General features: G+C 53.8%; 15 protein-coding genes. 10 read left to right on the top strand and 5 right to left on the bottom strand.

Annotation, left to right across the window (positions count from 1 at the left end):
- Positions 1-689: 689 nt before the first annotated feature.
- From A7Q03_RS03720 to dcd, 3 genes are all read left to right on the top strand, one after another.
- A complete protein-coding gene (locus A7Q03_RS03720) occupies positions 690-4043 on the top strand; it encodes a PilC/PilY family type IV pilus protein (RefSeq protein ID WP_082880673.1) in 3354 nt (1117 codons plus the stop codon).
- Between the two features lie 535 nt (positions 4044-4578).
- A complete protein-coding gene (locus tag A7Q03_RS03715; RefSeq protein ID WP_067447460.1) occupies positions 4579-5478 on the top strand; it encodes a recombination-associated protein RdgC in 900 nt (299 codons plus the stop codon).
- A gap of 56 nt (positions 5479-5534) precedes the next feature.
- Positions 5535-6101, top strand: coding sequence for a dCTP deaminase (gene dcd, locus A7Q03_RS03710; protein ID WP_067447458.1), 567 nt, complete (start codon positions 5535-5537; stop codon positions 6099-6101).
- Between the two features lie 71 nt (positions 6102-6172).
- On the opposite strand, the gene pncC is transcribed toward dcd, so the two are convergent.
- From pncC to A7Q03_RS03695, 3 genes are read right to left on the bottom strand one after another with little or no spacing between them, the layout of a single operon-like run.
- The gene (pncC, locus tag A7Q03_RS03705) at positions 6173-6646 is read right to left on the bottom strand and encodes a nicotinamide-nucleotide amidase (RefSeq protein ID WP_067447456.1); all 474 of its coding nucleotides are present in this window, start codon (positions 6644-6646) and stop codon (positions 6173-6175) included.
- Positions 6647-6683: 37 nt separating this feature from the next.
- Positions 6684-7169, bottom strand: a complete 486-nt coding sequence (gene nudB, locus A7Q03_RS03700) for a dihydroneopterin triphosphate diphosphatase (protein ID WP_067447453.1) — start codon at positions 7167-7169, stop codon at positions 6684-6686.
- On the bottom strand, positions 7166-8644 hold the full coding sequence (locus A7Q03_RS03695; RefSeq protein WP_067447451.1) for a mechanosensitive ion channel family protein: 1479 nt from the start codon (positions 8642-8644) through the stop codon (positions 7166-7168). Before A7Q03_RS03695 ends, nudB begins: the two co-directional genes overlap by 4 nt.
- Positions 8645-9087: 443 nt before the next feature.
- On the opposite strand from A7Q03_RS03695, the gene A7Q03_RS03690 reads away from it, so the two are divergent.
- The 4 genes from A7Q03_RS03690 (at position 9088) to A7Q03_RS03675 (ending at position 14281) form a co-directional block, all read left to right on the top strand.
- Positions 9088-10656, top strand: coding sequence for a serine/threonine-protein kinase (locus tag A7Q03_RS03690; protein WP_067447450.1), 1569 nt, complete (start codon positions 9088-9090; stop codon positions 10654-10656).
- Between the two features lie 78 nt (positions 10657-10734).
- Positions 10735-11883, top strand: coding sequence for a PP2C family serine/threonine-protein phosphatase (locus A7Q03_RS03685; RefSeq protein WP_067447449.1), 1149 nt, complete (start codon positions 10735-10737; stop codon positions 11881-11883).
- A 31-nt stretch (positions 11884-11914) separates the two neighbouring features.
- Entirely contained in the window at positions 11915-13612 is a 1698-nt protein-coding gene (locus A7Q03_RS03680) for an FHA domain-containing protein (protein WP_067447448.1), read from the top strand.
- Between the two features lie 12 nt (positions 13613-13624).
- A complete protein-coding gene (locus tag A7Q03_RS03675) occupies positions 13625-14281 on the top strand; it encodes an FHA domain-containing protein (RefSeq protein WP_067447446.1) in 657 nt (218 codons plus the stop codon).
- Between the two features lie 221 nt (positions 14282-14502).
- Here the strand turns inward: A7Q03_RS03675 and A7Q03_RS03670 are convergent, their stop codons facing one another.
- Both A7Q03_RS03670 and A7Q03_RS03665 read right to left on the bottom strand, forming a co-directional pair.
- Positions 14503-15192 (bottom strand): pseudouridine synthase, encoded by a 690-nt coding sequence (locus A7Q03_RS03670; RefSeq protein ID WP_067447445.1) that lies wholly within the window; start codon positions 15190-15192, stop codon positions 14503-14505.
- Positions 15193-15393: 201 nt separating this feature from the next.
- Positions 15394-16218: a pyruvate, water dikinase regulatory protein gene (locus A7Q03_RS03665; protein WP_067447444.1), complete on the bottom strand. Its 825-nt coding sequence runs from the start codon at positions 16216-16218 to the stop codon at positions 15394-15396.
- 271 nt (positions 16219-16489) lie between these two features.
- Between A7Q03_RS03665 and ppsA the strand changes: the two genes are divergently transcribed.
- The 3 genes from ppsA to A7Q03_RS03650 all read left to right on the top strand — a co-directional run bounded on the left by ppsA (position 16490) and on the right by A7Q03_RS03650 (position 20709).
- The gene (gene ppsA / locus A7Q03_RS03660) at positions 16490-18883 is read left to right on the top strand and encodes a phosphoenolpyruvate synthase (protein ID WP_067447436.1); all 2394 of its coding nucleotides are present in this window, start codon (positions 16490-16492) and stop codon (positions 18881-18883) included.
- Between the two features lie 254 nt (positions 18884-19137).
- Complete coding sequence (locus A7Q03_RS03655) at positions 19138-19551, top strand: hypothetical protein (RefSeq protein ID WP_067442733.1); 414 nt, start codon at positions 19138-19140, stop codon at positions 19549-19551.
- A 75-nt stretch (positions 19552-19626) separates the two neighbouring features.
- The gene (locus A7Q03_RS03650; RefSeq protein WP_067447435.1) at positions 19627-20709 is read left to right on the top strand and encodes a TerC/Alx family metal homeostasis membrane protein; all 1083 of its coding nucleotides are present in this window, start codon (positions 19627-19629) and stop codon (positions 20707-20709) included.
- Positions 20710-20767: the final 58 nt, after the last annotated feature.

Raw genomic sequence — 20767 nt, 5'->3', positions numbered from 1 at the left:
GAACTCGGCACTATCTGGCAATCAAGAATCAAGGCTGCCTAAAACCGGTAAGAATAGTTTCAGGCAACCTGTTCACCGCCTCTCTACCCCGCCCTTTCTGACAAACAACGGCAGGCAATCTTTGCAAGATCTGCCATACGCCGTTTGCTAACAGCAAATTGGGCAACCCCACAGGTCAGAGTGACTCAATAAACAACCACAACACTCAGGCTCTCCGGCAATGGACAAAAAATCCTGACGCCCAAGAAAGGCAAAAACAGCAGATAACCAGAAAAGTTACCTATTAACCAAACTATTGCAACAACAACCCCGCCAAGCCTCAGCCGGTGGGTGAAGCGGGTTCGTAAACTTCCCAAGTCATCAGGCAATCTCCCAATCCTCCTGATTTTCTATACCTTACAAGTTTCCTAATTTAAGCCAACTTGCCAAAAAGACCAAGAACGCTTTATCATACTACTTATGTACCAGTTATTTTTAAAAATTTGTTAATCCTTCTATCTGCAAGCAGCATGGTATCGAAATTGCTTGCCATACAAGGTAGAGCATTCCGTTCTCGGTATGGCAGTTATTGGCTAAATTTAACAAAAATTCAATCAATCAAAATATAACGTGTTTACAGGACGCGCCGAATTCGCCCAGTAAGACTAGGGCTTACACGGTGTCTATATATATCCGCGGGAGTTTTAAAAATGAAAACCACAACGAGAAAACAGCAAGCCAACGTCGGAAAAAGAATCACCCCGACTTATCAGGCATTGGTAGCCGCCCTGATGGCGGTTTATATACCACAAGTGCATGGTGATACCCCTTTTAACGGCGTAATTGAAGAAAACTTTTCCGGCGGAACAACTACTAATAAATGGTTGATGCCGCTGCCGGGCGATGGCTTTAAAAATCCTTGGGATCCGTCCTCTCCCTCACCCACAGTAATTAATAGCGCTTGTCTGACTGCGGGAACTCAATCATCCAAACCTACAGCTACAGTTGCTGGCTCTCCTCCTAGATGTACCGGGGTTCAGGATAATCTGGGCAAAGGGGTCTTGCGCCTAACTCCTGCGCAAAACCAAGTAGTTGGCGGCATTGTTTCAGATTTCACTTTTGGCACCCAAGAAGGTGTGGAAATTACTTTTATTACCTACACATGGGGTGGTAGTGGTGCCGACGGCATGACCTTCTTCTTGGCCGATGGTAGTAAACCGGCTACGTTAGGGGCATCAGGGGGTTCAATTGGTTATTCATGTACCAATGAAAACCCGATTTTTAGTGGTGTTTATGGCGGATACATGGGTATCGGTATTGATGAGTGGGGTAACTTTGTTTACAAGCATGATAATACTACTACTGGTGCGCCAGGCTTGAGCCAACGGTTGCCAAATACGATTGGTATTCGCGGTGCGGGCTCCATTAATCATACCTATATCAGTAAACATTTGTTGCAGGAGATTTATACTAAGTTTGGGTGGGGTACTGTACCTGCATCCGTACAAAACAACTGGACTAACTTATGGACTTCTAAAGCTGGATTCGGGCAGTGGGCTATTAATGCTCCGTCTTATCGTAGATTTGTCAATGTATGCAAAACCGGTCAATTAACCATTGATTCCGCATACCTGCCTTCAGGCCAAGGGGCTCTTGTATTAAGTGATAAAGCAACAGATCCAAGATTAAAATTATATAATTATCAGTATTTTGCCCATAAACAACTACCTCGGCGATTTGCCACAGAATCTGCCCATTCGCGTGACCAAGCAGTTCCAATGTTATATAAAATCCGTATCACGCCGAACGGCAAAGCTAGTGTATGGATTAGCTATAACGGTGGTGACTTCCAACCGGTAATGACAGATTTTGATATTGTGGCCGCAAATGGTCCATTGCCAAAAAGTTTCCGCTTTGGATTTATGGGGGCAACAGGTGGCGCTCATAACAACCACGAAGTCTTGTGCTTCAAAGCCACCCCAGCCACTCAATCTGAAGGTTCTGCAGACGTAAATCTGCCTGATGCAAAATTAGCATCTGATTCACAGGTTTATCTATCTTTCTTCAACAAAGTGCACTGGTATGGCAACTTAACGGCACAAAACATTCTCCGTAAACCCAATGGAACTTATGCGGTGCAGCCTGGTGCCAACTGGGATGCTGCGTGCGTTCTAACCGGCGGCCCATGCGAGAGAAAAGGTAACCAAATTGTTAATAAACAGCCCGTGCGTAAATTCTTTACTTGGACTGGTACAGCGGGTGCCGCATTGGAGTGGTCAAACATCAGTCCTTCGCAACAGGCTGCCTTGTCATCCCCTGGCGAGCCTGCCGGCATGGGCGAAGCCAGATTAGCCTATCTGAAGGGCGATACAAGCCGGGAAGTCGGTCAGCCCAACGGCGTCTTCCGTCCCCGCAAAAAACTATTAGGCGATATCATCAACTCCAGCCCGGTATGGTTAGGGTATCCGAATAACAAGAATTATCTATCTGCTCCCCGTTGGCGCGATTCGCGTTATCTAGGTGCAGCCATGCAGGAAAACAATGGTCAACCTTACACCACCTTTGCCAATTCGAACCGCACACGCACCAATATTGTGTATGCGGGTTCGAATGACGGTTTCCTGCATGCCTTCCGCAGCGGTAGCTATAACGCAGCCGGGCAATTCCAGACCGCAAACAATGACGGTCAAGAAATGTTTGCCTACATCCCCGGTGCTGTACTATCACGGATTCACAATAAAACCAATGCAGGCTTGGATCTCTTCAGCCCACAGTATGCCCACAACTACTATAACGATGCCCCTGTAGGTACTGGAGACGTGTTCTACGGAGGTTCATGGCACACTTGGGTTATGGGTGGCTTGGGAGCCGGTGGCGATACTATCTATGCTTTGGATGTTACCAACCCCGATTCCTTCAATGCATCTAATGTAATAGGCGAATGGTCTCGCTCTTCCGGAGGAGAATGGAGCAATTTGGGTAACACCTACGGCACACCCGTCTTCGGCCGTTTCCATGATGGCAACTGGGGTGCTGTGTTCGGTAATGGCTGGTGTTCTACCACTGATGCTGCTAACGGTAACTGTACCGCCTCCAACGGTCCGGCTGGTATTTATGTAATGTCCATCAACCAAAGTACTGGTAAGCCTTCTTTCAAATTCATCAGTACGGGAGAAGCAGGCACACCTGATGCTCCCAACGGTATTGCTTATGTTACCCCTGTGGATTTGGATGGGGACAACATTTACGATTATGCTTATGCAGGTGACATAAAAGGCAATGTGTGGCGCTTTAACCTTCTATCCCAAAATAGTAATGATTGGACTGTGCAACCGCAGAAGCTCTTTACTGCCCCCGCTGTTCAACCAATTTCCACCAAAATTATTGTAACTCGCATGGGACGAAATGGTGCTTCTGGCGACGTTATTCTGAACTTTGGTACAGGCATGCGCAAAGAGGGTTACTTGGGTACAAAAACCACTTACGCCACCGGCCAACAAAGTATCTATGGTATCCGCGACAAAACGGCTTTGGCTTTTAATCCTGCTGCTGGAACCACTGCAGCTCAGGTAAATCGTAGCCAAATGCAAGCACAAGTAATACATGAAGGTGGTAAAAAAGATCAGTTGAGTAATATGAACGTTGATTGGAATACCAAATCAGGTTGGTATTTAGACTTAACTCGAGTAACTATCAATGGCAAAGTTGAATATGAGCAAGTAATTTACAACCCCTACCTGGAGAGAGGTAAATATTTGATTGTAAATACTTTCATTGATGGCAGTAACCCGGCTTTATCTTGTAACGTAATTCAATCTTCTGGTTATACTTATCCGCTGAATGCGGTAACTGGCTCCGGCTTGAGAGGCTTCTTCGATGGCAACTTTAACGGCTCCTCATACCGCAAACAGCTGAATGCAGTGGGTTCTCCTCTCTTGTTGAAAACAACCGACGGTAAATTGCTGCTCTTAACAAAAGATAGCCAGGGTAATGTGAACTTACACGAAGTTTACTTGCCAGAAACCCCCTCAATCCGCCGTATCTCTTGGCGTGAGATTTTCTAAGGCTGTAGTAGTAGCAAAGCCGTCTGAACTATTCAGACGGCTTTTTTATATGGGAGGATACTTAAAATTACTGGGAGCATTAGCTAGCCTTGCCTGATTCTGCACTACTGCGGCTTGCCGTATTGTATGAAAAATTAGTTCAATGGACAAAAGGATGGGTTTTCCATCTCTTTTGTCCTTTCTCTAGCCATAAGATAAAATTATTATAAATAGTCTTTTAGTACATAATTTCATCCCAGCCTGATAGTGATTTTAGCCTTTATTTTCACTAAATTTGCTCTCCAATATATTGATAACGTTAGGCATCATCAGTTCCTTACTCTTTGCAAAATCACCCAGATACGGCGGGTTGCGTTTCAGACTGCCATAAGCACCTCCCTCAGATTTTTGTAGGTGTAGCACCACTCTTCTTCCCCCGTTTTCACTTTGGTTTTTCTTCTCTTGCCGGTCTTAGTAATCATCGTTTCAAATAGCTTTCTAAGCCTGCTTGGCAGTATAATGCCGCGTTTTGAAACAAACTGAAACAGCAAGCAAAATGTGGTTTAAACAAGTCAGCTTTTATCCCCTAAACAAAGACAAACTGCCGGATTTGGAAACCTTGTCCTCCAAGCTGCAAGAGGCCGAATTTGCCCCGCCGCAGGGTTTGGACTGGTTTGGCGAAGGCTTTGCCCCACCGGAAGGGTTTTCGCCGGAATTGGTGTTTCCCGCCGATTTCACTTGGAGCGTGGCGCTGAAGAAATCCGAAAAAGTGCTGCCTGCCGGCGTGATCCGAGAGATTTTGGACGACAAAATCACCGAAATCCAAGAAGCCGAAGCGCGCACCGTGGGGCGCAAAGAAAAGCAGGAGCTCAAAGAGCAGATTACGGACGACCTGCTGCCCCGCGCCTTCACCCGCAGCAGCAAAACGCAGGCCGTGTGCGACACGCGCAGCGGCTTCCTGCTGGTAAACCAAGCCTCGGCCACCCGTGCGGAAAACCTGCTGGCCAAGCTGCGTGAAGCCTTGGGCGGGCTCGAAGCCAAACTGCCGAACACCAAACAATCGCCTTCCTCCCTGATGACCGAATGGCTGCTCGCCGGCACGTGTGGCGGCGGCTTCGAGCTGGATGATATGTGCGAACTCAAAGGCACGGGCGATGCCGCGCCTACCGTGCGCGTGTCGAAACAGGATTTGACCGCCGACGAAGTGGTGCAGCACGTGAAAACCGGCAAAACCGTTACCCAGCTCGGCCTCGTGTGGCGTGATCAGATTGCCTTCGTGCTCACCCAGGATTTCACGCTCAAACGCATCCAATATCTTGACGTTTTGCAGGAAGAGGCCGAAAGCCACGGCGACGATGCCGCCAGCCTGGCCTTTGCCTCACAAATCCTGATGGCTGAAGCGCTCTCCACCCTGCTGCAGGAGTTGGTATCGCTTCTAGGCGGCTGGCAGGATTAAATACCCATTTTTCAGGTAGCCTCCCCCCAAACCAACCCCAACCCAGGACAAACACCATGAGCATCAAATCCGACCGCTGGATACGCCGCATGGCCGAAGAGCATGGCATGATCGAGCCGTTCGAGCCCAAACAAGTTAAAGAGCAAGACGGCCGGCGCATTATTTCCTACGGCACCTCCAGCTACGGCTACGATATCCGCTGCGCCAACGAATTCAAAATCTTCACCAACATCAACAGCACCATCGTCGATCCGAAAAACTTCGATCCAAAAAACTTCGTGACCGTGGAAGACGACTGCTGCATCATCCCGCCCAATTCCTTTGCTCTGGCGCGCACGATGGAATACTTCCGCATCCCGCGCAACGTGCTCACCGTGTGCCTAGGCAAATCCACCTATGCCCGCTGCGGCATTATCGTGAACGTGACCCCGTTCGAGCCGGAATGGGAAGGCTACGTTACCCTCGAATTCTCTAACACCACCCCTCTACCCGCCAAAATCTACGCCGGCGAAGGCGTGGCGCAAGTCCTCTTCTTCGAGAGCGACGAAGTGTGCGAAACTTCCTATAAAGACCGCAAAGGCAAATACATGGGGCAAACCGGTGTTACCCTGCCCAAAGCGTGAGGCCGACGGCTTGAATAAAGGCTACCTGAAATTTTCAGGCAGCCTTTTCCATTCCAATCAACCCTGCCGGGCTATCGCTCCAAATACTTTTTCATCAGTATCAGGGCAAAGCGCACGGCTTGGGTGCGGATGGCTTCGCGGTCTCCTTCAAAGTGCTGCTCTTTGGCCCAGATGCGCTGTTTGGTGGCCAGGCTGAACCAAACCGTGCCCACGGGTTTCTCTTCGCTGCCGCCGTCGGGGCCGGCGATGCCGGAGATGCTGAGCGCATAGTCGGCTTTGGTGGTGATGAGTGCACCCAGCGCCATTTCGCGCACGGTTTCTTCACTCACTGCGCCGTAGTGGCCGAGGGTGGCGGCGTTCACATTAAGGAGCTGCTGTTTGGCGTGGTTGCTGTAGGTAACGAAGCCTGTTTCAAACCAGGCGGAGCTGCCGGGCAGGTGGGTGAGTGCGGCGGCAAGCAGGCCGCCGGTGCAGGATTCGGCGCAGGTGATGGTTTCGCCGCGTTGGGCGAGTTGTTGGGTAACTTCTTGCAGCAGGGTATCCATAACAGGGCTCGTTTGGGGTGATGACTGCCATCATCTATCAAAGCGGTGGGGCAGTCAATTTTTCAGGTAGCCTGCCTTCGGTTTCGGCGGCCAGACGCAACAATGCTTCGCGGTTGGAAGGGGAAAAGGCGAGATGGGCGGCTTCGGCCAGCGGCAGCCAGCGGTGGGCGCGGTGTTCGCGCGCGGAAAGACACACAGGGCTGGCAGCGGGAATGCGGGCGGAGAAGACGTGTTCGGTGTTGCGGGTAACGCCGGGAGCGTAGCGGTGGCGCCAGTGTTCGTAGATTTCGTATTCGTTCTGTGTATGCCAGTCTTCAAGCTCTTCTGGCGCAAGCAGGATGCCGGTTTCTTCGGCCACTTCGCGCAAGGCAGTGGCAAACGGGCTTTCGCCTTTTTCCAGGCTGCCAGTTACGGATTGCCAAAAGCCGGGCGGAGACACGCGCTCAAGCATCAAGGCGCGGCCCTGCCCGTCGTGCAGCACCACCAGCACGGATTCCGGGCGCTTGTAGGCTGGGCGGCTCATGACCGGGCGTCCTCTTGGCTTTCCGATGACTCGGCCGGCTCGGGATTGGCGTTGGCAAATTCGTCGGAGGCGGTATCGCCCTGCGCCTGATAGCCGGCTTTGAGCAGAGCGGCAGCATCGGGGGAGAGGTCTTGATTCAGAATGCGTACTTCACGCTGCGGGAAGGGGAATTCGATGCCTTCTTCGTTAAACCGCCGCCACACGGTGAGCAAAATGGCTGAGCTAAGGCCGAGAAAGCCGTTTTCGGGGTCGCGCACCCAAAAGCCAAGCCGCAGATTGATGCCGTTATCCGCGAAATCAATCAGATAGGCCTTAGGTGGCGGATCAGCCTTCACGCGCTCCTGCGCGGCAGCAGCCTCCTGCAGAATCTCAATCGCTTGGGTTAAATCAGTATGGTAGGCTACCTGAACATCTAAACTCTGCCACAGGGATTTGCCGGTGTAGGATTCGTTGATCACGGTGGAGGTGATGAAGGTTTCGTTCGGAATCAGCGCCTCCTGCCCGTTGCCGCTGCGCAGCACCACAAAGCGGGAAGTGATTTGTGTTACATAGCCGGTAAAGCCGTTCACCGTGAGCCGGTCGCCCGGGCGCACCGAGCGGTCGCCCAAAATAATGAAGCCCGACACATAATTGCTGGCAATTTTCTGCAAACCAAAGCCCAAGCCCACACCCAACGCGCCGCCGAACACGGAAAGCACGGTTAAATCAATGCCCACCAGCGGCAGCGCAATCAACACCGACAACACCAAAAGCAACGAGCGCGCCAATTTGGAAAGCACGATTTGCAGGTTCGGATCTAGCCGCGTGCTGCCTTTGAGCCGCGCATCAATATAGCGCGACAGCCACATCGCGCCCACCAGCATCACGCCTACCCACAACAATCCGGTGAGCACGGTATAAAGAGAAAGCCGCGCCGAACCAACTGAAAACTGCAAGCCGCGCAACCAGGCCAGAATCAAATCGTCAATGCCCGAAGCCCACAACAGAAACGCGCCCCACAGCGCAGCGGCCAGTGAAGATTCCATCCGCTCGGAAAAACGGTTGGCCGGAATCGCCGAATGAAACACCGCCAGCACCACCCGAATCAAAATCATCCAACGCGCCGCCATCACCAGCAGGCGGAACCACACCGCCGTTGCCCCGAAAAAGGCAAACCAGCCGCCCAAAGCCAACGCCCCACCCAGCAGCATCAATAGCGGCCAAGCAATGCGGCGCCCGATATGGCGCAAAAAATGCGGCTTGCCGTCTTCCGTCGGCATCTTGCCCAGCAGCCGGCTGGAAAGGAAATACGCCCCCACCAGCAAAGCTAACGCCAACACCAAATCCACCCAACCAAGCGTTTTGGATAAGCTGCCGAGCAGCTGGTTCAGCCCGAATTCCTCACGCGAAAACAGGCTGAGCAAAAAGGTGTGCAGATTGGTACCGAGTTGGTCGAGCCAATCGGCATTGGTGGCGGCAGTGAGCAAAGGAGGCATAATGATTTTCCGTGCGGTGTGTGATGGCGGCGATTATATAGGCAAACGGTGGGGCTTCATATGGTGGCAGGATTAGCAGAGAAAGTAATGTTTAACTGAGGCATGAAATGGGAAGATGGGAGCAGGCTACCTGAAAAGTTTCAGGTAGCCATAACAATAATCGCTGCTAAGATGTAAAAACAGGAAACCTTTATCTTACCGCTTTTTCCCAATCAATACGGGGGCAGCATTACTCCTCTCCACAGCACTCCTGATGCCATCTACAGTACTCTGCCCTAATATTGTATTGGTCCATTGAGAACCTCTCTGTAGTCATTACCAGTTTCCAACATCCTAAAAATTAACCACTTTGCTTGACTGCGGAAATTGCCTTGTTTCAAACTTCCTTTATATAATACTGGGCAATGTGGATTATTTGCAGGTTTTGGTAAAGGATAGTGTTTATGACGCAGCAAAACGTCCAACGGGCAGACGCGCTGGTTGCAGGTAGCCAGCTTCACACTTACATCGTCCTCAAAGTGCTCGGCTCCGGCGCATTCGGCATCACCTATCTGGCCGAACATATCCATTTCGGCTCGCAACACGTTATCAAAGAATACCTGCCCGACAGCGGCGTTCGCGTTCAAGGGCTGACCATTCAAGCCAAAAGCAGCAGTGACCAGGAAATCTTCAACTGGGGCTTAAACGGCTTTTTCAACGAAGCCAAGCTGCTCTACGGCTTAAGCCACCCCAACGTAGTCAAGGTAACCGACCTGTTCGAGGCCAACGGCACCGCCTATTTTGTGATGCCCTATCTGCGCGGTATCACCCTGCACCAATGGATTAAAGAACACCCCAGACCGAGTGAAAATGAGCTGGCCAGTATTTTTATCCCCTTGCTTGAAGGCCTGAAATATATTCACGAGCGCCAGCTGCTGCACCGTGACATCAAACCAGAAAATATCTTCATCACCGAAAACCAAACCCCGGTATTAATTGATTTCGGAGCCGCCCGGCAGGCTGTCGGCCAAAAAAGCCGACCACTTACCCAAATCCTTACCCCTCCTTTCGCCCCTATCGAACAATACCACTCACGCGATGTTTTCATGCCTGCTCTGGATTTATACAGTATCGGCGCCTGCATTTACCAATCCATTACCCACCAGCTGATTGAAGAAGCCCCCGCCCGCATCGCCGGCGAAGATACCCAACCCAAGCTGGCCGGCAGTCGCTATGAAGGCCGCTACAGCCATCATTTCCTTGCCGCCATCGACTACGCTCTCAACGTGCGTGCCGAAAACCGTTTCCAAAATGCTATGGATATGCAGCAGGCACTGCTTGGACTGGCAGAAATTCCATCTCAGGCTGCCTCCCTCCCCGAAGCCGGCAATACCACCCAAGCCTCTTACCCGACACAAACCGCCGTGCACGGGAAAGTGCTACCCAAACAGCGTAAAACTGCTCCAGCAGCGACCAGCAGCAAATCGAAATGGCTGTTGTGGGGTAGCATCGTTGCAGCAATGTTGGTAGTGCTGGTTATCGCCGCTTCCGTCCTGATGCGCGACAGTGATAAAAACGGCGAACCTGCCTCCCCACCCACTGCCTCAACTGCTGCTGATACACCGGTAGTACTGCCACCCGCCAGCCAAACCCAACCTGAGCAGCCCGCCGAAAACGATAGCGGCAAGAATGACGGCACCGGTATCTCGGCTGCTTATCTCAACGAAATTAACAAACAGCTGCCACAAATGATCAGCGACGGTGTGCGTTGGGACAAAACCGTCTATGTCGAGAGTAGCAACGAACTGATAATGCAGATTACCATGACCGACCTGCACCTCCGTGACCTCAACAACGACCAGCTCAACGAATTGCAGAGTGCTATCGGCCCAGCTATGGCCAAAACCTCCTGTACCGATCCCAATATCAGCCCGTGGCTGATCCAGCATAACGGTACCCTTATCATTGCCTTCTACGACAAAAACGGCAAACACCTTGTCGATGGCACAGTATCCGGCAGCGACTGTCCATAAACCAGCCCCTTCTGCCACATAGTTTTCAGGTAGCCTGCTGCCCAATTGCGGTATCAGATGGCCGCTGAAGGAGTACCTATGCAGATCAATTTCCATCAAGGCCAGTACATCGGCCAACGTGAAGAACAGCAAGACGCACTGGGCAACCTGGTGCTTTCTCCCCAGCACAAACTCTATGTGCTGGCCGACGGCATGGGCGGGCAGCGCGGCGGGCAAATTGCCGCCAAAACCGTAGTAGCTGCCTTTTTAGACTATTTTCAACAATATGGCCTACACGAAGCTGAGCAGGATTTGCGCCGAGCCCTGCACCAAGCCAACCAGACCCTGTCCGACACCCTGCGCCGACAGCCAGAACTCGAAGGTATGGGCACCACCGTTATTGCCGTGGTGGTAGACGAAACCGACAACCGCTACAGCTACATCAGCGTCGGCGACAGCCCTCTCTACACCTACGACCAAGGCAGCCTGCGCCGCATCAATGCCAACCATGCCTTTGCCGAAGATCTCAAACGCATGATCGCTGCGGGGGAAATCAGCAGCGAAGCCGCCGACCGCCACCCCGCCCGTCATGCCGTAACCAGCGCCGTAATGGGCAAAGACATCGCCCATATCGATTGTTCCTCCGGCACACTCTCTCCCGGCGAATTACTGCTCTTGGCCAGCGACGGTGTGCAAACCTTAAGCGATGAGGAAATCGAGCAAACCCTTATAGCTGCTTCAGGTAGCCTCGAAGACAAAGTAAACACCCTACTGGCCCTTGTGCAGGCCAAACGGCATCCGCATCAAGACAATACCTCGCTACTTTTGGTACAGGCAACTGCCAAACAAACCTCGCCCGCTACCCAAGTGCACGACCTGTCTACGCAAGCCCTCCCTACCACCGGCGAGTCCACGCTCTCTACCCGAATTTCAGGTAGCCCCCCGCCCGCACCATCCACCCCCAGCTTCCCAGCCAAAGGCCTTATCATTGGCTTTATTTTGGGTGCCCTCTTAGTTGGTACCTGGTGGTTCACATCCGACCGCCACACCCAGCACATGCCGCCAAACGAGGATGTTTCCTCCGCATCCGCAACCTCTGCACCGGCCACATCCGAACCTTATACACCGGCCTCTCCTACCCCTGCATCTGAGCCACCCTCTGTCGTATCCAACCCGAAAAATCCACCCGCTGCTTCCGTGCCGCTACCACTGACGCCGCCTGACTCCTCTGCGCCGCAAACCCGATAACACCATCTGCACAATCAATTAAGGAACCTCTATGAAACACTTTTGGCGAAAATTTCTGCTGCTATCCCTTTTGATGCTGCCCTGGCAGGCCAGCGCCAATCAGCCCGATGTTTTGAGCGCGGCCAAATCGGTATACCGCCTATGGATAGGCGTGCCGCTGCCGACGCAAATCGCCTCGCAGCTGGTCAGCCCGCAGATGCTCTCGGAAATCAACAGCAACGGCTATGTGCGCGTTGCCGCACAAAACGGGCAGAACCTTACCCTCTTCAAACAAAACGGCCAAATCTACCTCTTTGCCGGCCACGGTTCGGGCTATTTGGTGTCGACAGAAGGCCACCTCGTAACCAATGACCACGTTGCTAACGCAGATGTGGGTGAGATGGCACAGCTGGGCAAGCCGGAAGTGTTTGTGGTGCGCACCATTGCCCCCCACCTAGAGCTAATTTCCACCCAGCAGATTTTCAGCGACAGTGCCAAAGATCTTAGCCTACTGCAAGTGCACGGCCTCACTGGCAAACCGCTGCCGCTGGCTGCCGAAAAATTCCTCCAACCTACCCTACCGGTGTTTTCCATCGGTTTCCCCGGTGCTTCCGATGATATTACCTCCGGCTTCGGCTTCGGCGACCCCAATGCCTACATCCAGCCGGTAATTGCCGAAGGTACGCTCAAACGCGAATTCAAAAACTACGAAAACCGCAGCTACTGGGAACACCACGCCCCCATCAGCGGTGGCAACAGCGGCGGCCCGCTGGTAAACCGCTGCGGCCAGGTGGTCGGCACCAACGAAGGTGCGCACAAAGAACAGGTTAATACTGTTATTGCCGTTTCCAATTCCGAACTTGTACCGATTCTGCAAAGCCACAACGTCAAATTCACCCAAATCAAGAACGAATGCGTAGACAGCGCCACCGCCAGCACTAAGCGCCAGCTCACCCTGCTTTATAGCGGCATGGGTTTGCTGATATTGCTGGCCGGCGGCGGCGGCGTGTATCTGCTGCGCCTGAAAAAACAAGTGAAAGCCGGCTCCAATCCGCCGATCAACTCCCAGTTGATCCGCCGCATCGTCGGCGCGCAGCAGGTACAACAGGCGCAGCCAGCCCAAGCCGGCATTTCAGGTAGCGTTACACTCTCTGCACTCTGTGGCGGCAGCAATATCGTCTTGCCGGCCGGCAAACCCACGATTATCGGCCGCAGCGCACCCGCCTCCGTTATTATCAACCAAGCACAGGTATCCGCCCGCCACGTACAACTGCTGTTCGACGGCCGCCAAGTACAGGTGGAAGACTTGGGCAGCACCAACGGCACCTATGTAAACGGCAGCAAAATCACCCGTGCCGTTTTAAACGCCGGTGATGTATTGCAACTGACTGCCGACGAAAACATTGCCCGCTTCAGCATGGGCTCGCCACAAGCCGCCCAACCTCGTATTACCGCCACCCTACAACCGCTCAGCGCCGGTCTGCCCGCCATCGCACTCTACCTCGGTCAAACCGTCCGCATCGGCCGCAGTAGCGGCAACGACGTGGTGATCAACCGCCAGCAAATCTCCGGCAGCCACTGCCGTATCAGCGTAGATGCAGCCGGCAACGTTGTGTTGGAAGACCTGCAATCCACCAACGGCACCTTTGTAGACAGCCTGGAGCAGCGCATCAGCCGCACCACCTTGCGTCCCGGCCAAACCATCTATCTGGCCAACCGCGATATTGCCTACCAACTCACCCAATCATAAAAGGAACACAGCATGGCAATGACTCTCTGTGCTGCCGGCAAACACTACTACGACTCCGCAGTACAGGCCGACTGCCCCTATTGCGGAGATTCTGGCTTTTCCGGCAGCCCCTACAGTGTAGCCACCCCGGCTCTCGCCAACGAACGCACCCAAATGCTCACTGCCGATTCGCAGGGACTGGCTGCCCAAAGTGCCAAGACCCAAATTCTTGATAACTCCACCACTACGGCAAATGGCAACCCTGCCTTGAAAACCCACATCATCGGCATGAGCAACCGACCCGATGCCGAAGCCCGCGCCAAAGGCATGTGCGAATTCCCCGTGGTCGGCTGGCTGGTTATTACCGAAGGCCAAGGGTACGGCACCGATTTCCGCCTGATTCAAGGGGAAAACCGAATCGGGCGCAACGCCGACCTGGAAGTCTGCCTCGATTTCGGCGCGCAAAGCGACAACACCGTCAGCCACGAAGCCCATGCCGTCGTGGTATACGACCACCACGCCAACGAGTTCTTCATTGAGCGCGGCAGCAGCCGCAACCTTGCCATGCTTAACGGCAGCACTATCCGTGGCGAGCCCACCCTGCAACGCAACGACATCATCCAAGTCGGCGCCACCAAGCTGCTGTTCCTGCCCTTCTGCGATCACAGCTTTAAATGGCAGGCAGACTGATCGAGAAGACGTGAAAAGGCTACCTGAAAAGCAGCACAGCAAGTTTCTGCGAAGCTGAAATTTTCAGGTAGCTTTTATTTACATCCACTTTTCGACACAAGCAGTAGGCCGTCGCGAATACAAGAGTACGGCAAAGCGGGCTAATGCCGTACAGAAGGGAAATACTTTCGTTATATACCCGCCCCAACATTGTTTCAGGTAGCCTCAAATACCCGAGCCACTCAATCCTCGGGCTGGATAAAGCGCCACTGCCCCGGCAGCAAATCATCACACTCCCAATCGCCGAAGCGCAGGCGGTGCAGGGCTTCCACGCGGTTGCCGGCAGCGGCCACCATGCGTTTTACCTGGTGGTATTTGCCCTGGGTGATGGTGAGCAGCAGGCTGTGCGGGTTTTCCAATTCGGCCGCGGCAGCGGATACGGTTTCGTTGTCGTCGTGCAGCAGCACGCCTTGGCGCAGGGCGGCGCACAGCTCTTCGCCGGCAGGATGCTTGAGCGTGGCGCAGTAGAGCTTTCCCACATGGTGTTTGGGCGAGGTTTGGCGGTGGTTGAACGCGCCGTCGTTGGTGATGAGCAGCACGCCGGTGGTGTCGGCATCGAGCCGGCCGATGGCTTGCGGCTCGGTGGCGCGGATGTGGTCGGGTAGCAGGGAAAACACGCTGGGATAGTCGCGCGGTTTGTGCGAAGTTTCGTAGCCGGCGGGCTTGTGCAGCAGGATGTAGTAGTGCGGCAGGGGGATGACAGCGAGCTCTTCGCCGTCGATGGCGAGACGCTGCACTTGGTCGGGCTCGATTTCGGCAGCAGGCTGCTCGGCAGCTTCGTCGTTAATCGTAATGCGCCCTTGTTCGACCAGCTGGCGACATTGTTTGCGGCTGCCGATACCTTGGGCTTGCAGGTATTTGGTGAGTTGCATGGTTGGCGAATAGCGGATTGGATGCGGGGATTATAGCAAAGCAAGTTGGCGGCCTAGCTGTACTGCTAGAGGCTACCTGAAACCCAAAGGAACAGACGGAGCCCTATATCGGCATGGTAATGCCGACCTGCCATACAAAAGGCTACCTGAAAACGGTAAACCGTATTTTCAGGTAGCCTCTTCATATTGCAGCAGTGCAGTTTATGTGCGCCGTTGCAGTTTGCAGGCGAGCATAATGCTGGCGGCAAGCTCTTCCACGGATTTATGGGTGGTGCTGGTGTGGGGGATGCTGTGTTGACGGAACATGGATTCGGCTTCGCGCACTTCGCGCCGACAGTTTTCGGGGCTGGCATATTGGGAGTTGGGGCGGCGTTCGGTGCGGATATGGTGCAAACGGGCGGGATCGATGGTGAGGCCGAAGATTTTGGATTTGAAGGGCTTAACCATGCGCGGCAGGTCGGTGTTGTCCAAATCGTCGGGGGTAAGCGGGTAGTTGGCGGCACGGATGCCGTATTGCAGGGCGAGGTAGAGGCAGGTGGGGGTTTTACCGCTGCGGGATACGCCCATGAGGATTACGTCGGCGTCGGCAAGATCTTTGGCGGATACGCCGTCGTCGTGGTTGAGGGAGAAGTTTACGGCTTCCATGCGGGCATCGTAGCGCTCTGTGTTTTGGATGCTGTGGGTGCGTCCCACCTGCAATACGGCTTGGGTGCCGAGTTCTTCTTCAAGTTTATTGATAAAGGCATCGAAAAAGCTCAGGTGTAGGCCGTTGCAGTTGCGGATGATGTGGCGGATGTCTTCGCTGACGATACTGGTAAAGATAATGGGGCGCAGATTGCAGCCATCGGCAATTTTATTCACTTCGGCCACAATGCGTTCAGCTTTTTCGGGAGTATCAATGAAGGGGTAGGTGAAGCGTTTGAATTCGATGCTGTCGAACTGGTTGAGCAGGGCGTCGCCCATGCCTTCGGCGGTGAGGCCGGTGCGGTCGGAAATAAAGATGGCGTGGCGTGTGCAGGGTGGCATTGGTGTTCCTTTCAGCTAGCCTAGTGGGATTCCTAATAAATTATTGATGCGTAAATATGCTTAAAAACGACTTATTCTAGCAGCTTTTGCGGTCCAGGTTTGGGTGTAGTTTTCCTACAAGGCAACGAGCCAACAGTACAGGCAGTACAGCAAGACGAGCCAACGCAGCAGGAAAAAAGCATGTGCTTCAGCTATAGCCCATGACAGAAACCCAGCCAGCGGCTAAAATACTGCCGCTTTCCCTTAACTACCCACAGGACGGAATAGAATCATGTCTGGCAACAATGTAATCTGGTTTGAAAATCTGCGTATGACCAACGTGGAACAGGTGGGCGGCAAAAACGCTTCCCTGGGAGAAATGATCAGCCAGCTGGCTGAAAAAGGCGTGCGCGTGCCCGGTGGTTTTGCTACCACGGCCAAAGCATACCGTGCGTTTCTGTCGCACAACGACTTGGACAAGCGCATTTCCGTCGCGCTGGCTGCGCTGGATGTAGACAACGTGACCGAACTGGCACGAGTGGGCGCACAAATCCGCCAGTGGATTTTGGATACTCCGTTTCCGGCTGAACTAGAAGCCGACATCAAAGCCGCTTGGGATAAACTGGTGGCCGACGCGGGCACCGACCAAATCTCCGTGGCCGTACGCTCTTCTGCCACTGCTGAAGACTTGCCGGATGCATCTTTTGCCGGCCAGCAGGAAACTTTCCTCAATATCCAAGGGCTGGACAACATGAAGGAAGCGATGCACCATGTGTTTGCCTCGCTCTATAATGACCGTGCCATTTCCTACCGTGTGCACAAAGGCTTCGCACATGACATGGTGGCCTTGTCTGCTGGCGTACAGCGTATGGTGCGCTCCGACGCTGGCGCTTCTGGCGTAATGTTTACCATTGATACCGAATCCGGCTTCGACCAGGTAGTATTTGTTACCGCCTCCTACGGGTTGGGTGAAACTGTAGTGCAAGGTGCGGTAAACCCCGACGAATTCTATGTGCACAAGCCCACCCTGCGCGCCGGCCGCCCCGCCATCCTGCGCAAAACCATGGGTTCTAAACTGATTAAAATGGTGTTCACCGACACCGCCGAAACCGGCAAATCTGTGCAGGTGGTAGATGTGGACGAAGCCGAACGCAAACGCTTCTCCATCAGCAACGAAGAAATCACTGAATTGGCCAAATACGCGCTGATTATTGAAGAGCACTACGGCCGCCCGATGGACATCGAATGGGGCCGCGACGGCTTGGACGGCAAGCTCTACATTCTGCAGGCTCGCCCCGAAACCGTGAAATCGCAGGAAGAGCGCAACAGCACCCTGCGCCGCTACCGCATCGAAAACAAATCTGCCGTATTGTGCGAAGGCCGCGCCATCGGCCAAAAAGTCGGTCAAGGTACCGTGCGCCTGATTAAAAACGCCGCCGAGATGGACCAAGTGCAGCCCGGCGACGTATTGGTGACCGACATGACCGATCCGGATTGGGAACCAGTGATGAAGCGCGCCTCCGCCATCGTTACCAACCGCGGCGGCCGCACCTGCCACGCTGCCATTATCGCCCGAGAATTAGGCATCCCGGCAGTAGTGGGCTGTGGCAACGCCACCGATGTGCTCACTCACGGCCAAAGCGTAACCGTATCCTGCACCGAGGGTGACACCGGCCTGATTTATGACGGTCTGCTAAAAGTAGAGGTAATTGATTTGGCATTGGATAACATGCCTGCTTCGCCAGTGAAAATCATGATGAACGTGGGCAACCCTGAGCTCTCCTTCGGCTTTGCCAGCCTACCCAGCGAAGGCATCGGCCTGGCGCGTATGGAATTCATCATCAACCGCCAAATCGGTATCCACCCGCGCGCATTGCTCGAATTCGACCGCCAAGATGCCGAACTGCAGGTGCAGATTAACGAGCGCATCGCCGGCTACTCCTCACCGGTAGATTTCTACGTGGACAAACTGGCCGAAGGCATCGCCACCATCGCCGCCTCCGCCTATCCGAAAAAGGTTATCGTGCGGATGTCCGACTTCAAATCCAACGAATATGCCAACCTGCTCGGCGGCAATATCTACGAGCCGCACGAAGAAAATCCCATGCTCGGCTACCGCGGCGCCGCCCGCTACATTTCACCCGATTTCAAAGACTGCTTCGCGCTCGAATGCCGCGCCCTGAAATACGTGCGCGACGAAATGGGTCTCACCAACGTGGAAATTATGATTCCCTTCGTGCGCACCCTGCACGAAGCCGAAGCCGTGGTGAAAGCACTAAAAGAAAACGGCCTAGAACGCGGCAAAAACGGCCTGCGTCTGATTATGATGTGCGAGCTGCCTACCAACTCCATCCTTGCCGAACAGTATCTGAAATACTTCGACGGCTTCTCCATCGGCTCCAACGACATGACCCAGCTCACCATCGGCGTAGACCGCGACAGCGGCGGCCCGATTGCCGGTACCTTCGACGAGCGCGATCCGGCGGTGAAAGTGATGCTGCACCTAGCCATCAAAGCCTGCCGCAAGCTGAACAAATACATAGGCATCTGCGGCCAAGGCCCGTCCGACCACCCGGATTTCGCTAAATGGCTGGTTGAACAAGGCATCGAAACCATTTCGTTGAACCCGGATACCGTGATTGAAACCTGGCTCTATCTGGCTAAAGAGCTGCCGCCCAAGCAGTAAGCCCGGCTAGACAGCCATAGCAAAGGCTACCTGAAACGCCACGCCGCTATTTTTGCACGGCGGGGTTTTCAGGTAGCCTCAATTACGCTTTGCCCGCCCGTATAGAAGGCAAGCTGTGCTGCATTTTGCAGCAATATGCAAATTTTGCTGCCGCCGCAGGCAGCATGAATTACAATGCCGCATCGCAACAGGCTACCTGAAATTTCAGGTAGCCTCTGCATCACCCCACGCCTAATCAGAAGAACTTGCCTGATATGAACAATTTCATCATCACCCCCTTCGAATCGGTACGCACCAACTCGGAAATATTCCGTTTGGATAGCACGTTCGACAGCATCAACCAAGAATGGGGCGAGGCCTCGAAAATCCTAATCGACAACATCCTGCGCCAAACCACCGAATACCGCTCTGCCTGCGAGCTGGTGTATGAAAATCAGGGCAAGAAATTGAAATCCATCATCTGCAACAAGCACACCAACCCCACGCTAAACAGCCTGGCCGTGTTCTCTGCCGAGAGCATTGCCGCCTGGAACGAACAATACGATTATGTGGAAGACAACTACTACCTCACCATCCCCGGCCTGGGCGTGTGCATCGGCAGCATGGGCGGCAAAAAATCCCCAAAGCGAAGACCGGCTGGTGATTGCGTTTGCGTGCGGCGAAATTGAGTATTACAAAATGTTTGTTCAGGTATAGCCGGTTTTTCAGGTAGCCCATTACACACCACTACAAGGATTTCCCTTATGACTACCCATTTAGGTTTCCCGCTGGAAACCGTTGCCGTTTTCGTTGTCCTCTCCGTGGGCGCTATTGCCATTGACCTGTTTGCCCACCGCAGCGACAAGCCCATGTCGCTTAAAAGCGCCGCACTGTGGTCGGTGTTTTGGATTGCGGTGTCGCTGGCGTTCGGCGGCTATTTGTGGTTCCACCACGGCAGCGAGATGGCCAGCCTGTTTTTCACCGGTTATGCGCTGGAGAAAGTGCTGTCGGTGGACAACTTATTCGTGATTATGGCCGTGTTTTCCTGGTTTAAAATCCCAGAGGCCTACCGCCACCGTGTGCTGTATTGGGGCATCATCGGCGCGATTGTGTTCCGCATGGTGTTCGTGGCCATCGGCACCGGCCTGATGGCGCTGGGGCCGTATGTGGAGCTCGTGTTTGCCGTAGTGGTGGGCTGGACGGGCGTCATGATGCTGCGCCGCGATGAAGAGGAGGAAGCCAACAAAGACTACTCCGAACACCTGGCCTACCGCTGGGTGCACCGTTTCTTCCCGGTATGGCCGCACCTCTATGGGCACAATTTCTTCCTACACGGCCACGAGCTTACCGAAGCTTGCCGCCAAAACCCCGACGTGCGCCTCGAGCCGGCCGGCGAAGACCTGAAACACCCAGAGCAACACCACCCGCAGCCGGTGAAAAAAGGCGCACTAGTGGCCACGCCGCTGTTTTTGTGCTTGGCCATTATTGAGATTTCCGATGTGATGTTTGCCTTCGACAGCGTGCCGGCGGTGATTGCCGTATCCAAAGAGCCGCTGATTGTGTACAGCGCCATGATGTTCGCCATCCTCGGCCTGCGTACCATGTATTTCGTGCTCGAAGCCCTGCGCGGCTATTTGGTACACCTGGAAAAAGCCGTGGTGGCGCTGCTGTTTTTTATCGCGGTAAAACTGGCGCTTTCCGCCTCCGAGCACCTGTTCCAACACGGCTACGAAATTTCGCCCAACGCCTCGCTGGTGGTGGTGCTGGTGGTACTGGCCTTGGGCGTGGCCGTTTCTTTCGTGTTCCCGGAAAAAAGCAAAACAGAAGAGCAAAACAAACAGCCCTAAGCACACAGGCTACCTGAAAGCGCTGCTGCAATTCAGCACGGCAAAGCTCAATTTCAGG

Origin of the sequence: Eikenella sp. NML99-0057 (assembly GCF_001648535.1) — a bacterium.
GTDB lineage: Bacteria > Pseudomonadota > Gammaproteobacteria > Burkholderiales > Neisseriaceae > Eikenella > Eikenella exigua.
Note: the sequence above shows the minus strand (reverse complement) of the source record. Positions and strands in the feature narration are given on the sequence as shown.